We start from the raw sequence: 15,082 nt of genomic DNA on the forward strand, positions 1-15,082 counted from the left end.
ATCAGGTGGCGTTGCAGGTTGTGTCGTATCTGGTGGAGGACGGCACCGAGGTTCGGTTCGAGATCGAGCCAACCGATGAATGGCACCAAGTCAGTTCCGAACAGGTCGTCGGGCGGATCCGTGAGGCCGTGGCGCCGGCCGTAGAGGGTGCTCGGGCGGTGCTGGACCAGGTGAGGGCGCTGCAGCCGGGGCAGGTGGAGGTGAAGTTCGGGGTGAAGGTGACCGGGACGGCGAACTGGCTAGTTGCCAAGGCCGCGACCGAGGCGAACTTCGAGATCACTTTGACCTGGCCGGGGACAGCATCGGGCGGGGTGTGAGTACGACAGCGCACAGCAGTCCGCGGCCCGGGTCGGATCGGTGGGTCGCGGCCATCCACGCCGCGGAGAAGGACCGCACACCGCTGGGTTCCGGTTTCCTGGTCGATGCGAGGCGGGTGCTGACGTGCGCGCACGTCGTATTCAAGGGCGGGCAGCAGCGGCCGGAGCTGTGGGTGGCCTTTCCGAACGCACCCGGCCTGCTGCGGCGCCGGGTGAAGGTGCTCGAGGTGGCGGCTCCTGCAGTGGAGGAGCAGGACATCGATGATGCTGCGGCGCTGATCCTCGCGGAAGTGGTGCCAGAGGAGTACGCGGCGCCGTTGCGGCAGCCGGAGGCCGCGGGCTTGGTGGGGCGCCGGTGGTGGGCGTTCGGGTTCCCGCACCCGGACCAGAAGCTGGGCATGCTGGGCAACACCGCCGATGGTGTGGTCGGGGAGGCGATTGGCTATGGCTGGGTGCGACTGGATACCGGCTCCCGCTACGTAGTGCAGCCCGGTTACAGCGGGGCCGCGCTGTGGTCGCCGGACTACGAAGCTGTCGTGGGCATGGTCGGTCAGGCCCAGGGCAACGGCGACGCGCGCGCCATCACCGTACAGGCCATCACAGGGTGTCTACCTGGACAGAGGCTCGACCTGCTGACGAGCTGGTCTGCGGAGGCCGCCGGGGGGAGCGCACTGGCGGCGTGGGGCTGGAACCTGGCGGATGACCCGGAGGCTGGGCGGCACTGGCAGCCGCGTGCCCGCGGGGTGCACACCGACGCCGAACGCGGATTCCGCTTCCGTGGACGTACGGCTGCCTTGACCGAGGTCTGCGACTGGCTGACCGACACACAGTCCAGGCGCCAAGTCCTGGTGGTGACGGGCTCCCCCGGGGTGGGCAAGTCGGCCGTGCTCGGCCGGATCGTCACCACAGCCGCCCCTGGGATCGCCGCCGCCCTGCCTTCCGACGATGTCGCGGTGCGCGCGCCGGAGGGGTCGGTGGCCTGTGCTGTTCACGCCAAGGGAAAGACCGCCCTGGATGTGGCTGGCGAGATCGCCCGTGCCGCGTCCGCTCGGCTTCCGGCCCACGTCAATGATCTTGCTCCGAGCGTGCGCGATGCGCTGGAAGGCGGCAAGCGTACGGGGTTCACCGTGGTCATCGACGCTCTAGATGAGGCGGCCAGCCCTCAGCAGGCCCGCCTGATCATTCACCACATCGCCCGGCCCCTTGCAGAGACCCTCCACCACCTCGGCGTGCGCGTCATAGTCGGCACCCGACGACGAGACCATGGCGGCCCCATTCTGGAGGCCTTCGGCAACCACCGTCTGGTCGATCTCGATACGCCGAAATATTTCGCCCTGGCCGATCTGGCCGCCTATGCCTTGGCAGCCCTTCAACTCGGCGGCGACGAACGCCACGACAATCCCTATAACACCCGCGAGATCGCCGAACCCGTCGCGGAGCGGATCGCGCTTGTCGCCAAGGGTAACTTCCTCGTCGCCGGCCTCATCGCCCACGCCCACGGCATCCACGACCAGTTGCCCGTCCCCGCCGACGCGCTGACCTTCGATCCGACCGTTGATGCGGCCCTGAATGATTATCTTGCCCTCCTTCCCGGAGTCGACGGCGTGTCTGCCACGGCACTTCTGACTGCCCTGGCCTACGCAGAAGCTCCCGGCATGCCCATAGAGACATGGCGGGCCGCCATCAGCGCTTTGGGCCACACAGTCCCGACCGACCAGCAACTACGGGCCTTCGCCCGCTCCTCCGCAGCCAACTTCCTCATCGAAAGCAGCACCGACCAGCCCCATGTACCGGTCTTCCAGCTCTTCCACCAGGCATTGAACGACGCTCTGCTACGCCACTGCGACATCACTGCGGACGAACGGGCCATCACCAGCGTCTTCCTGCGGCTAGGACAAGCCAGCGACTGGGCACACGCCCCGGCCTATCTCCTGCGCTCCCTGCCCGGCCATGCCACACGCGGTCATGCCATCGAACAGCTGCTGCGCGATGATGCCTATCCCCTGTACGCCGATCTGCGCCGTCTAATTCCCGCAGCCATTACTGCTTCCACGCCCGCCACGCGCGCCCGCGCACGTCTACTGCGGAAGACACCCCGCGCCATTGAGGCCACGCCTGGCGAACGCGCCGCCCTATTCAGCATCAGCGAAGCAGTACACAACCTGGGCTCCACCTACCGCACCCGTTCCTCCGCCGGCGCCTACCGCGCAAAATGGGCGGCCACGCTACAGAATGAGGAGGTCGTCCTCGACGGTCACAGCCAACGCGTCGATGCGTTGTGTGCGGTTCCAGCGGGTGCGGATCGCTTCCTCTTGGCCGCTGCTGCCGGTTCCACAGTGCGACTGTGGGACCCTGCGATCGGCGCCGTCGAACAGATCCTCCACGGTCACAGCCAACGCGTCGGTGCGTTGTGTGCGGTTCCAGCGGGTGCGGATCGCTTCCTCTTGGCCGCTGCTGCCGGTTCCACAGTGCGACTGTGGGGCCCCACCACGGGTACCGAGGTACACCGCCTTGACGGCCACACCAACTGGGTCACCGCATTGTGTGCCGTGCCGGGCGGTGACGGCCGCACCCTCCTCGCCACCGCCAGTCAGGATCACACCGTGCGGCTGTGGGACCCCACCACCGGCACCGAGGTACACCGCCTTGACGGCCACACCGACTCGGTCACTGAGTTGTGCACTGTGCCGACCGGTGATGGCCGTGTCCTGCTTGCTTCCGGATCCTTGGACCACACGGCACGGTTGTGGGACCCCGCCGCAGGTACGGAGGAACACCGTCTTGACGGCCACTCCCACTGGGTGAGTAAGTTGTGCGCGGTTTCGGCTGGCGGCGGCCGCACCCTCCTCGCCACCGCCAGCAACGACCAGACCGTGCGGCTGTGGGACCCCGCTACCGGCGCACAAGATCACTTCCTCGACGGCCGAGTTCGCTGGGTCACGGCATTGTGTGCGGTTCCGGCTGGTGATGGCCGCACCCTCCTCGCAATCGCCAGCGGCGACAACAACCCCGTGCTGCTGTGGGACCCAGCCACCCGGACTGAGGAACGCTGCCTCCCCGACCTCAGCCGCACCATGCGGTTGTGTGCGGTTCCGGCGAGTGACGGCCGCACCCTCCTCGCCACCGAACAATACGACATAGCGCGACTGTGGGACCCGACTACCGGCACTGAGGAGCAGGCCTTTTACGGTCACAGCAGCGTGATCTGCGCGATCACCACGGTTCCAGCGGGTGGCGGCCGCACCCTCCTCGCCACCGGTAGTTACGACCGCACTGTGCGACTGTGGGACCCCACTGCAGAGACCGAGGATCGGCTCCTCGACGACCGGAGTGTTCCCTTTCGCGCATCGTGCACGGTTTCAATGGGCAAGAACCGTACTCTCCTCGCGACCGCTGCGAACACCAAGGTGCGGCTGTGGGATCCCGCCACCGGAGCACCGGGACACATTCTGGACCATGAGGATCTGATCACCACTGTGCACGTGTTTTCCCTAAGCAACGGCCACCTCCTCCTCGCCACCGGAGGCGACGGCGCCGTACGCTTGTGGAACCCCGCCACTGGTACCCAAGAACACCATCTCCGCGGCCACAGCGACCGAGTGAGCGCCCTGTGCACGGTTCCCGCCGGCGGCGGCCGTACCCTCCTTGCCAGCGCCAGTCACGACTGCACTGTGCGACTGTGGGACCCCACGACGGGAGTCGAGGAACGTGTCCTCAACCATCACGAGTTGCCGGTCATGAAGATATGCGCGGTTCCGGCCGGTGACGGACGCACCTTCGTCGCCACCGGGCTCTACGGCAGCGGCACCACCGCGCTGTGGGACCCGGCCACCGGTACCCGAGAGCACCACCTCTACGGCCACGGTGACAGGGTCGATGCCTTGTGCACGGTTCCCGTCCCTGACGGCCGCACCCTCCTCGCCATTGCAGGCAACGACAACACCGTGCGTTTGTGGGATCCGGCCACCGGTACCGAAGAACGCCGCTTCCTTGGCCACACCGACGGGATCAGGGCGTTGTGCACGGTTCCCGCCCATGACGGCCGCACCCTCCTCGCCACCGCCAGCGAGGACTGCACCGTGCGTTTGTGGGATCCGGCCACCGGTACCGAAGAACGCCGCTTCCTTGGCCACACCGACGGGATCAGGGCGTTGTGCACGGTTCCCGCCCATGACGGCCGCACCCTCCTCGCCACCGCCAGTGAGGACCAGACTGTGCGGTTGTACTGTCTCGACGGCTCGCCGTTATCGGAGATTCCCATACTTGGTCGTCCCAACGTGCTGATTGCGATCAACACTCTCGTGGCAATCACGTTGGACAACGGAGTGCTCGTGATCAGTATGGAACGGGTCTGAGTAAGGGCTCTGTTGAAATACTCGGTTAGGTACGAACGAGGCGGTCAGTCTGCTGTCGGCTGAGGCATGCGGAGCCGCCTACGCTTCCGCCATGCAGGAGCCTCGATCCATGGCGGTTGGTGCGCCAGTACGCCATGACGAGCAGACTCGGTCCTCCAGCGGCAGGCTCCACGGTCGGCCTCGGCGGCGTAAGTCGCGGCCTGTCGCCGCAGTTGGCGCATCGGCTTGGCAAACACGCTCGGCTCAGCCCGGTGAACGGGGCCATCCAAGACGACTCCGACGCCGCGCCAAGCCGTCACGCCGGAGCAGCCCACGGTCTCCGCGGGGACGTCCCGCCAGGCGACACCGGTTCGCAGCACGAACGGGATGCCGGCGAGTGCTGTTCGGTCAGAAACACGCAACCGCCCGGGATGGCGGCGGCGTCGTTCGGGAGCGGGTGGCAGCAGCGGGGCCACCCGCTCCCAGGGCGTCCGGAACAAGATCAGCACACACCCGGATACCCTGCCAAGATTGTCGGGTGCAAGATCCGCAGCTCAACTCATTCTGAAATGATCAGTAAGCCACGCGCCGCGCATTCGGGTGGACCCGCTGGCGCCATGCCGCGGGTCCATGACCGGCACGTAGGACTACCCCTCCCAGGGATCAATCGCGTTGAGGCCGTGTGTGCTGAACGGGAAGGACACGGACGACCGGGTCGGGGTTCGAGAGCAGTTCGCGCAGCTGATGGTTTTCCAAGGTCAGTTGGTTGACCACCCGGACCAGGCCCTGAACGTCGGCGCGGAGTTGTTCGAGTTCGGCTTTGTCCTTCTCGCGGAGTTCCTTGAGCCGTACGACTTGCTTGCGGAGCCGGGTCTCGACGTCGGTGGGGTGCCCGCGCTCTTTGACCTTGGTGTAGAACTCGTTCTTCAGATCGAGGTGGCGCTGCGTGAGGGCGTTGCGGGGGATGCCGGCCTCGAGGGCGAGGGCCACCACGGTCAGGGCTCCGTTGGAGCGCTCGGGGCGTCCGGTCAAGATGCGGTCCATGGCGGCGCGGATGCGATCGCGCTCGTCTGCTGCTCCGCTCACGGTGTGGGGTCCTTCAGGGTGATCCGGGTGCGGTCATGGGTGTCGGCGATGCCGCGCAGGCGGCCGGCGTGGTCGCGTAGCCGTTCACTGATCGGCTGGGGCACGTGCGTGGCCTGTTTGTCGAGGGTGTTGGCGTGGTCGCGCAGTGATGTGGCGTGGTGGTCGGTGCGGACGATGTTGCCGCAGCCGGGCATGCAGTGATCGAGCCGTGGGGTATCGCGGACGCCGGTGCGGTGGCACAGGGCCTGTTCCCGCTTGTAGTGGCACAGCAGGAGCGCCTGCGGGTTGTCGTAGATGAGGGCGTCGTCGTTGGCGAGCAGGCGGCGGGCGTGGTGGCGTTGATGAGGGTGCCCTCGAAGCGCGGGGCGCGGGCGGCGGCCTTGATGGCGCGCCGGGCGGCCGGGACGGAGAGGCCGCCGCCGGCCTCCAGATCGTCGTTGAGGTCGGCGACGGTGTCGGCCACTGCGCGGACGGTCTCGATGTCGATCAGCTCATGGATGCCGTCGCGGCTGCGCGCGGCGTATCCCTCGGAGACCAGCGCGGTGCGCAGGTGGCCGTACTGGATGGCCAGGGCGACGAGCCCACCCGGGCGGCGGGCGATGTGCCAAGCCAGGGTGCGGCGGAAGCGCCTCGTGCCGACCGCTCCGTGAGGGTCGGGCGGGATCACCTCGCCGGGGAGGCCGTAGCGGGCGGCTTCGGCGTCGGCCCAGACGACGAAGTCCTCGATCCGCACCCGCAGGGCGGGTGAGCGCAGGGAGCCGGCGCCGGGGCCGGCCATGGCGCCGTGCACTGCGTGGCTGAACAGCAGCTCGCCGGGCTGGACCATGCGCTCCAGCACGCGGATGGCGTTGACGACGGGGGCGATGGCCACCCACGGGACGTCGCGCTCGCGCCCGGCAGAGTGGTGGTTACCGTGCTCGTCGGTGGCGTTCTTGAACTCATGCCCGTAGATCAGGTGCCGGCCGATGCAGCCGGAGGCGACGGGCTCGGGATCCGGGCAGCAGCCATGGCGCAACCCGAGCACTACTGGCGGGAGGGGGTTATTCCAACCGTGCAGTATTCCGTCCTTCCCACCCACGTTGGGGCCAGCGGGTGGCTTCGTCGGCGAGTACCGAGAGCAGGTGTTGCTCAGTGCCGAGAGCTCCCTGTCCGGCCAGGGTTCGATCGTGCACGGTTTCACCGTCGCGCTGCGAGCCGCCCGCGACCGGGTGGTCCCGTTAGCGGCGTGCTGCCCGAGGGCTGACCTGTCCGCCCACGGGACTGAATGCAGCGGCGTTGGACGGCCCGGCTGCGTAGTCTGGCAGATCGACGCTGCTGATCTGCTTGCCTATCTTCAGCATCTTGTCGAGGATCCAGCGCCGGTTCAGTAGCCCGTTGCGCACCCGCAGCCCGGTCGCGGTGCCGGGCGCCAGGAACGGGCCGGTGCGGTCGCCGCCCTTCTGGCAGCCCTGGGCGTAGTCGCGCAGGGTGTGCTCGTAGCGGGCGAAGGCGGTGCGGTGGTCGCCTCGGGCCCGGGCCAGCTCGCCGGCCAGGACGTACGCCGCCACCACGGCGGTGCCGGTGCCCATGCCGCCGATGGTGGCCCCACAGGCGGCGTCGCCGAGCAGGGCGACCCGACTGGAGGACCAGGCGGGGACGTCGGCCCGACTGATCGAGTCGAAGTACAGCTCGGGGGCCTGCCCCAGGCTCTCCAGCAGCCGGGGCACCTCCCAGCCGAGGCCTGCGAAGGCGTCCCGGATCAGCTTCTTCTGCTGCGCCACGTCGTGGCGGTCGTAACGGAGTTCGGTTGAGGCGAAGACGAAGAAGGCGCCTGCCTTGGTCGGGTCGCGGTGGTCGGCGCCGACGGCGGCAAGCCGGCCGGGGACGTTGAGGCCGACTGAACCGGTCGGCAGGCCCAGGTAGTTGGGCAACTGCCAGGTGGCCGCGTAGTAGCCGAGGTGGCGGACGTAGCGCTCCTCCGGGCCGAAGGCGAGCCGTCGGACATTGGAGTGCAGCCCGTCGGCGCCGATCACCAGGTCGAACTCGCGTGGCGCGCCGTGCTGGAAGGTCACCCGGACACCGGTGGGCGTCTCCTCCAGGGCGGTGATCGAGTCGCCGAAGAGGTACTCGGTGCGCGGGAGGCTTCGCTGGTGCAGCACCTGGGCGAGCTCCCCGCGCGGGACCTCGACGTCCCCGCCCGCGAAGTCGGCCGGCAGGTGGAGGATCTGACGGCCGCGCTGGTCGACGAAGGTTATCGGGCTGCCGCCGGTGTCGAGCGCGCGCAGCTCGTCGAGCACGCCCATCCGCTCCAGCACGGTCAGGTGGGTCTTGCCGCGGAAGTCGACCGCCTGGCCGCCGCCGCGCAGGGCGGGGGCCAGCTCGACAACGGTGGTCTCGAAGCCGTACCGCCCCAGCCAGTAGGCCAGTGCGGGGCCGGCGATGCTCGCGCCCGAGATCAGGACCTTCGTGCTCACGTGAACCACTCCATCTGAGTCTGTCGAATAACTGCGTCTGGTGGACACGGTTTATTTCTGCGTACCATAGACGCAGTTAGGTCGCCTCGCAAGGGACAGGCGGAAATGCGGGACGGAGCGGGAATTGGGCGAGGAAACGAACGAGGCGGTGCGGCTGCTCTGGGGACCGCCCGCCAAGCCGTCCAGGGGGCCGAAGCCCGCGCTGAGCCTGGCGCGGATCGCTGCGGCGGGCGTCGAGATCGCGGATGCCGAGGGCCTCGGCGCAGTCTCGATGCAGAAGGTGGCCGGACTGCTCGACTTCACCAAGATGTCGCTCTACCGCTATGTGCCCGGCAAGGCGGAGCTGGTCGCGCTCATGGTAGAGGCCGCGGTCGGCGGACCGCCGCCGGTCGTGGAAGGGCTCGGCTGGCGTGAGCAACTAACGGCTTGGGCAAAAGAGTTGGCGAGGTCGTTCACCGAGCACCCGTGGCTGCTCGACGCCACCGTCGGCCCGCGGGTGATGGGCCCCAAGGAACTCGGCTGGCTGGAGCGGGTGGTGGCGGCCCTGGACGGCCACGGGCTGACCGGCCCCGAGCGGATGGACGCCGCGGTGCTGCTGGCCGGGCACGTCCGGGGCATCGCCGAGCAGGCCCGCGCGGCCCGTCCGGGCGGCTCGCCCGAGACGGAACTCCTGGCCGTCCTCGGCCCCCTGGTGCACCTGCACGCCGACCGCTTCCCCGCGCTCGCCGCGGCCATTGACTCACAGGACGGCCGGGATCAGGCGCTGGACTTCGGCCTGGAGCGGATCCTCGACGGTCTGGAGGCCCTGATCACGCGCCGCGCCGGGTAACTTGGGGAAGATCAGCCGCGACTCATTTCAAGTGGCGCCTACTCGGGGACGATCTCCAGCCGATGCATCCTGGCCCTGACCAGCCCTACTCGCGAACACCCTGCCCTTGTTCCCCGGCACGTGCGGCGAGGAACTCGGCCCAGTCGCGTCGGGCGTAGGCGACCCAGCGGAGTGCGGTGTGGCGGTGCATCCCGGTCACGTCGGCGAGGATCGGGCTGGGGAGATCAGCAGCGAGGGCGGCCAGCGCCGCGTTGCGCGCGGTGCGAACCGGGATGCCGTGCCGGTTGAGCTTCTGAGTCATGCCGTGGGTCGAGATCGGCTTGCCCGGGACCATGCCCGGGAAGAGCCACCGGGGGCCTGGGCGGGCTCGCGAGAGCTGCGGCCGCAGCTGCGGTTGTTCAGCGAGGTGCCGCAGGAGCTCGGCGAGCCGCGGAGGCAGCAGGACGGGGTGGCGGCCCAGGACCAGGTGGGCGTGCTTGTCGCCGAACTTGAGGTGCTCGGGCGTCAGATGGCAGAGGCGTTCGGTGGACGGGCCGAACAGCAGGGTGATCGCGCCGGCGGCACGGACGTCCGTGGGCAGGGCATCGTCGGTCAAGCAGCGCTGGAGGAGCGGCCACCGATCGTCCTCGTCGAGCAGGTTCTGGGGTTCCTGCCTCGGGATGGAGGGGACGGTGAGTTCGCGGGTGAGTCGACGGCTCGTGGTCCACTTCAGGAAGTAGCGGATCAGGTAGCGTCGCTGGCTGGTGGCTCCGGCGATCCAGTCGTCGATGTGTTCCTGGGCGAGATCGGCGAGGACAAGGCCACGCTGGTCCATCCAGGCCATGAACTCCAGGGCGACGCTGACGCGACGCCGCAGGTCGCGGTCGGCGGAGGCGGGATGGCGGCGGATGGCGGCCCGCTGGCGTGCCTGCCGGAGCAGAAACCAGTTCAGGAACGGGCGGGCAAGGTTGGCGTGGGCGGCCGGCTTGTCCGCGAGTTCGTGCTCCAGCCAGCCGGGGATGCGTTCGAGGTCCCCGTGTCGCTCCTCCAAGATGCCTGTACGGACGAGGAGTTGACGGATGTAGCGCTGGTTCCGGCTGGGCGGGAGCTCGTCCAGCGGCTCGTGTGTGAGCGTGTCGCCTTCCGCAACGAGTCGGGAAAGGAGCTTGGTGTTCGGGCTTTCCTTGATCCACTGGATGGCGGGGAAAGGTGAGGGAGCGTGTGTCAGTGCCTCCGCGAGCGGTCTCAGCTGCTCAGCGACGGTGCCGTCGGGCCCGGCCAGCAGGGCGTTGACCCGCTCGGCGAGGACACAGTGAGCGCATCGGCCGCGGCTGTGGGGGTTACCGGTCCGGCCGCACTGCTTGCAGGTGTAGTCGGCGGCGAAGCCGACACATGGTCCGCAGACCTCGGTACCGTAGTCATCCCGCGCGATCAGTGGCTGGACCATGCCGCAGTGAGAGGTGAGCCGGTCCTGGTCAAGACGCACGATTTCCTGGATTGGCAGGGACCGGGCAAGGCGATCCCGTACGGGATCTACGACATCGCCGCGAATACCGGCTGGCTCAGTGTCGGCACGGATCACGACACCGCCGCGTTCGCTGTCGCCTCCATCCGCCGCTGGTGGCAGGCTCGAGGCCGCCACGACTACCCGGCCGCCACCCGCCTGCTGATCACCGCGGACGCCGGCGACTCCAACGGCTACCGCACCCGCGCCTGGAAAACTGAACTGGCAGCCCTGGCCGCCGAGACGGGCCTGGCCATCACGGTCTGCCACATGCCGCCGGGCACCTCGAAATGGAACAAGATCGAGCACCGGCTGTTCTCCCACATCTCCATGAACTGGCGCGGCCGCCCGCTGACCAGCCACGACGTCATCGTGAACAGCATCGCGGCGACCACCACCCGCACCGGGCTGAAAGTCCACGCCGAACTCGACCCGGGCACCTACGACACCGGCATCAAGGTCACCGACAGCGATATCGACGCTCTACCCATGCACCGGCACCGCTTCCACGGCGACTGGAACTACACCCTCCACCCTCAACCTTGCGACACCACAAGCGTGGCCAAGAAGCGGTCAGTCGGCAGCCCGTCCCCGCAGCCCTGCACTGGGTGTCTGCGCAATCCGGAGCTGACCGGCATGTCCGAACCGGCGCTGGACAAACTCGTCGACGAACTAGCGCCGCAACTGGACGAGTTACGTGAGCAAGGACGACTCCAGCAGCGAGGAGGCGAACGCATCCGTGCTCGCGGCGCAGGAACCAAGGACAAGCTGACCACCACCGACAGAGTCCTGGCCACCGTGCTCTACCTGCGCAGACTCTCCACCGGAGACCTGCTCGCCCAGCTCTTCGGAGTCAATACCAGCACCCTCACCAGGGCCGTTCACCAAATCCAGCCCCTCCTGGCCGAGCACGGCTGCACCATTCCACCCTCAACGGCCAGGTTCCGGACACCCGCTGACGTCACCGCCTTCCTCGCCAACAGCAGCCCCACGAAGATCAAACCAACATGTTGATTCTCTGCGAGCCCTTAGCTGGCGCACGTGCTTATTGATCTCGGTTGTGGCCTGCTGTTGCTCAGTTGTACTGAGCGGTAGTTCTGTTCTGTCGGTGGGGGCTTGGGCGGCGTCGGGGCGTGGGTGGCTGGTGGTGTGCGGGTCGAGCTGGCTGTTTGGTGCTGCGCAGTGAGCTGAGCGAGGCAGCGGCTTTTGCGTAGGGTGGTTTGGCGCGCCTGTAGGTACCCGTGCTGGCCGCTTCCGAGAGTTGGGGCGAGGGGGCTGTTTCAGCGGGTGGTGAGGCGTTGCCAGAGGAGGTCGTGGTCGGCGGGGCGAGATGGGGCAGGTGGAGGCGGTCGGCCAGCGGCACAGTCCGTAACGCTCCTGCTCTCACAGCTCTCCCCGACGCCCTGTCCTGCTTCCTGCCCCGGCGCACTGACCGCCTACAGCTCAAACTGAAGGTCGACGATGTCCTTGAGTTCCACTTCGAGGCCGTGGGCACGGCGGCCGCCGTCGCGGAAGTACACCTCACCCAATGCCTCGGCGGCGATCTCGCGGAGGTCGTCCTCGTCGACACCGGCTTCCTGGGCTTGAAGGAGGCGGGCGGCGTGACGGGGCGGCAGGGCCAGGGTGAGGTGACGCACGCGGGCCTGGTCGGTGCTGCCGACGGCGGCGGTGTAGCCGAACCTCGCCTGCACATCGATCATGATGCCGCTCGTGGTGGCCGCGGCCTGTTTCGCCTTCGCCCTGATCTGCGGCTGCCAACGTGCGCGGACCTCACGCTCCAGCCGGTCGGCGAGCTCCGGCCGGGGCCTTTTGATCTGGTTCTTCACGTACCGTTCCACCGTGCGCTGGCTGATGCCGAGTAGCTCGGCCACCGGCATCGTCCGGCCGCCGTGCTTCTTGACGAGGTAACGCATCTGCGCCCCGGCGGACTTGGGAACGGGCCGCGTGAACGCGCCCTGCACCGCCTTGTCGAGTCCTTCTCCGACCGTGACCATGCCGCGATTCCCCTACTCTCCGGTGTCCTTGGCGGTGACCTCACCGGTCTTGATGTAGCGGGCGAGGTTGGCGGCATGGCCGTCGCCGACGAGCTGTTCGAGGACGTTGGCGCCCCATAGCACGCTCTGGGTGCCCTCGTGCTTGACCATGCCGGGCGACACCCCCAGCCGGAATGAGCCCGGCACCGTCTTGCCGTCGGCGTCGTAGGGCAGGACGTCCAGTGGGCTGGGGCCGTCGGCGGCGTACACGGCGCAGTCCGAGAGGACCGCGACCGGATAGCGGCCGGTGGCTGCCGCCAGGTTGAGCATCTTGCGGTGCATGTTGACCCGGGCCCGGGAAATGACGGTCGCGCGGATGTCCGGCCGCCAGGTCGGCCGGGCGAGCGCGGGCCATGCCTGCCCCGGCTTCCAGCCGCCCCCGCGCGCCTTCTCCTGCAGCTTGCCGATGCCGCCCTTGACGGTCATCTTGACGGCGTCCACCACGATCCCCAGCTCCGGATCACGGCGCTTGTAGCCGTCCATCGCCTCCAGGAACTCGGCCGGGGGCAGCTTCTCCGCCACACCCAACTCCGCCATGGTGGCGACGTAGGCGTCGCGCAGCCGCTTGTACCAGCCGTCCAGGAACCGGCCGCTCTCACGGCGCACCCACGCCTCGACGGGCGCGACGTCGTAGCCGAGCTCCACGGCATACGCGACCGTCGGCGTGGCGTACCAGGCCGGGCCGGTGGGGCGTTCGCCGGTCGGCGTGAACGGGCTGGGCAGCAGGTCACCGTCGAGGTCGCGCCACTGCTTGCCGACCTTCACCCGGGACAGGTCGACGTGGGAGAGGTCGACCAGCCAGGAGCCGGGCAATGCCGCATCGAAGACCGGGTTGGTGACGTGCACGGGCGGCGACGCCAGGCCGACGACCGCGCCGTTGGCGGCCGCCCCGAAGGCGAGGTTGACGTCGATACCGACCAGGTAGCGCTTCATGCACTCCTCGTCGGTCAGGTCCCGCGCCCAGTCGTAAGCCTCCTCGAACAGCCGCTCGCCGGGGCCGCGCACATGGAACCGCGGAAGGTCAGCCAGGACCGGGTGTCCGTCGGTCGCTTCGCACGGTGCCGGGTCCATCGGCTCGGAACCTAGCGACCCGGGCCGATGCTCGCGGTGCCGCTTGCCGTCGGCGTCCGGCTCACTTGCCCGGGTCGGCGGGTTCAGCGCCGTCATCAGATGCAGCCCCGTCACGGCGGTGGAGCCCACCGGCGTCATCACCCGCTGCGCGTACACGCCCAGCACCTGGGCCAGGTCCGCCGGCTGAAGCTGCGCGGCATGGCCCCACGCGCGGCCGTCCAGGGCGCGCCAGGAAGGGATGCACAGCTGCACGCACTGCCGACGGCCCCCCTGGGCGGGGCGGTAGATCCGCGCCCACGGCCCCAGCCCCCGCTTGGTGAGCTGCCAGTCGGCACGCTGAAGCTGCTTGATGACCTTGTGCCCCTCCGCCAGCCGCCCGGCGAGCCGCTCGGACTCCGACAGCTGACCGGGCAGGCCGTACCGTTCGCACGCGGCCTCGGTGAGCACCAGCAGCGGGTCGGCGTCCTTGCCCGAGCCGTGCAGCTTCTCGGCCCCGAGCTGAGCCTCGGTGAGCGTCCACTCGATCAGGGCGGGCAGGGACTTGGCGGGCACGTCCAGGATCAGGCCGCCGACGCCGTAGCCGGTCACATTCCGCTTGGAGTCGGCGTCGAGGACGAGCAGCGGACCGTGCGCGTACGCCCCACCCGGCGCGGGGGTGTTCGCAGGGGCGGTCTTCCCCGCGGCGGCGGGGCGGCGCGAACTTCGCGGCGCCTGTTCGGCACGCGGCAGCGACACAGCGGCCGGTGCTGCGCGCCGAACAGGCGCCGGGGGAGTGGCCGAGGGCTCCTCGGCCGCGGGCGCGGCAGCAGCCTCCGGTGCCCCGCCCGTGGGCCGAGCCTGCGCAGCGGGCACTGCGGTAGTGAATGCCTGCGGCGCCACAGTGCCCGTGTCCTCCTGCGGAGCGCCGGTGCTCTCGGGGGCGGGGTAGAGCTTGGCGAGCTGCTTCAGCAGGCGCGCGTACGCCTCCCGCTCCGGGGGCCGGGGCTCGGCCTTGCCCGACTCCCAGCCACCCACGGTCGCCCGCCGCACGCCCAGGGCCGAGGCCACCTCGTCCAGGGTGAGCGCGTGAGCCTGGCGCAGCCGCCTGCGCTCGGCCGGCGGTGGCAGCGGGGAACGGGATGCGACCAGCGCGTCGACCGCGTCGAACAACTCGGACATGGGGACACCTCCGCCCCTTATTCTACCCTGAAATGCCCCTACGGCGTACTGAAAGCGTACGGCTGACGTACATAGAGCGTACGAGCGGTGTTCGGGGTGATAAAGTCCTGTCACCCGACCTGGACTGTGTGCCAGCGGTGGGGAGGGTCCCTCGTGCGAGGGCGTGACGAAGCAGCGCAAGAGCATGCGACGTGGTCGAGGGGGAGTGGTGGCATTAACAGGCCATTTCATTTGGGGAGTCTGCGGTAGCAGATCAGAGCGGCTGCGAGCGCGGTGAAGGCGAGGAAGTGGTCGGGTTTGCGCTCGTAGCGACGGTGC

The 15,082-nt window shown here is 68.9% G+C and carries 9 protein-coding genes and 4 pseudogenes; 4 read left to right on the forward strand and 9 right to left on the reverse strand.

Features of this window, described 5'->3' with window-relative positions:
- The first annotated feature begins 5 nt into the window (after positions 1-5).
- Both ACZ7DL_RS36620 and ACZ7DL_RS36625 read left to right on the forward strand, forming a co-directional pair.
- The gene (locus ACZ7DL_RS36620) at positions 6-317 is read left to right on the forward strand and encodes a CU044_2847 family protein (protein WP_267017346.1); all 312 of its coding nucleotides are present in this window, start codon (positions 6-8) and stop codon (positions 315-317) included.
- Positions 314-4,672: a trypsin-like peptidase domain-containing protein gene (locus tag ACZ7DL_RS36625; RefSeq protein WP_470781039.1), complete on the forward strand. Its 4,359-nt coding sequence runs from the start codon at positions 314-316 to the stop codon at positions 4,670-4,672. The genes ACZ7DL_RS36620 and ACZ7DL_RS36625 overlap by 4 nt, the downstream gene beginning before the upstream one ends.
- A gap of 115 nt (positions 4,673-4,787) precedes the next feature.
- On the opposite strand, the pseudogene ACZ7DL_RS36630 reads toward ACZ7DL_RS36625, so the two are convergent.
- From ACZ7DL_RS36630 to ACZ7DL_RS36650, 5 genes and pseudogenes are all read right to left on the reverse strand, one after another.
- Positions 4,788-4,937, reverse strand: a pseudogene (locus ACZ7DL_RS36630) (IS5/IS1182 family transposase); the annotation flags it as partial.
- 19 nt (positions 4,938-4,956) lie between these two features.
- Positions 4,957-5,160: pseudogene (locus tag ACZ7DL_RS36635) on the reverse strand (transposase); the annotation flags it as partial.
- Positions 5,161-5,314: 154 nt separating this feature from the next.
- Positions 5,315-5,737, reverse strand: coding sequence for a hypothetical protein (locus ACZ7DL_RS36640; protein WP_470781040.1), 423 nt, complete (start codon positions 5,735-5,737; stop codon positions 5,315-5,317).
- 13 nt (positions 5,738-5,750) lie between these two features.
- Entirely contained in the window at positions 5,751-6,752 is a 1,002-nt protein-coding gene (locus tag ACZ7DL_RS36645) for a hypothetical protein (protein ID WP_470781041.1), read from the reverse strand.
- Between the two features lie 202 nt (positions 6,753-6,954).
- The gene (locus ACZ7DL_RS36650) at positions 6,955-8,190 is read right to left on the reverse strand and encodes an FAD-dependent monooxygenase (protein WP_470781042.1); all 1,236 of its coding nucleotides are present in this window, start codon (positions 8,188-8,190) and stop codon (positions 6,955-6,957) included.
- Between the two features lie 124 nt (positions 8,191-8,314).
- Here ACZ7DL_RS36650 and ACZ7DL_RS36655 point away from each other — a divergent pair, with 124 nt between their 5' ends.
- Positions 8,315-9,019, forward strand: a complete 705-nt coding sequence (locus ACZ7DL_RS36655; protein ID WP_470781045.1) for a TetR/AcrR family transcriptional regulator C-terminal domain-containing protein — start codon at positions 8,315-8,317, stop codon at positions 9,017-9,019.
- Positions 9,020-9,104: 85 nt separating this feature from the next.
- Here the strand turns inward: ACZ7DL_RS36655 and ACZ7DL_RS36660 are convergent, their stop codons facing one another.
- Positions 9,105-10,484, reverse strand: a complete 1,380-nt coding sequence (locus ACZ7DL_RS36660) for a hypothetical protein (RefSeq protein WP_470781047.1) — start codon at positions 10,482-10,484, stop codon at positions 9,105-9,107.
- On the opposite strand from ACZ7DL_RS36660, the pseudogene ACZ7DL_RS36665 reads away from it, so the two are divergent.
- Positions 10,458-11,516, forward strand: a pseudogene (locus ACZ7DL_RS36665) (ISAzo13 family transposase); the annotation flags it as partial. The gene ACZ7DL_RS36660 and the pseudogene ACZ7DL_RS36665 overlap by 27 nt on opposite strands.
- A gap of 422 nt (positions 11,517-11,938) precedes the next feature.
- On the opposite strand, the gene tpg reads toward ACZ7DL_RS36665, so the two are convergent.
- The 3 genes and pseudogenes from tpg to ACZ7DL_RS36680 all read right to left on the reverse strand — a co-directional run.
- Complete coding sequence (tpg, locus tag ACZ7DL_RS36670) at positions 11,939-12,496, reverse strand: telomere-protecting terminal protein Tpg (protein ID WP_470781048.1); 558 nt, start codon at positions 12,494-12,496, stop codon at positions 11,939-11,941.
- Positions 12,497-12,508: 12 nt separating this feature from the next.
- On the reverse strand, positions 12,509-14,764 hold the full coding sequence (gene tap, locus ACZ7DL_RS36675) for a telomere-associated protein Tap (protein WP_470781050.1): 2,256 nt from the start codon (positions 14,762-14,764) through the stop codon (positions 12,509-12,511).
- 227 nt (positions 14,765-14,991) lie between these two features.
- Positions 14,992-15,082, reverse strand: a pseudogene (locus ACZ7DL_RS36680) (IS5/IS1182 family transposase); the annotation flags it as partial.

The organism is Streptomyces sp. NPDC036984 (genome assembly GCF_055607665.1).

Coding starts and splice junctions, on each gene's coding strand:
- tpg (WP_470781048.1), bottom strand. CDS start 12,496: ATGGTCACGGTCGGAGAAGGACTCGACAAGGCGGTGCAGGGCGCGTTC.
- tap (WP_470781050.1), bottom strand. CDS start 14,764: ATGTCCGAGTTGTTCGACGCGGTCGACGCGCTGGTCGCATCCCGTTCC.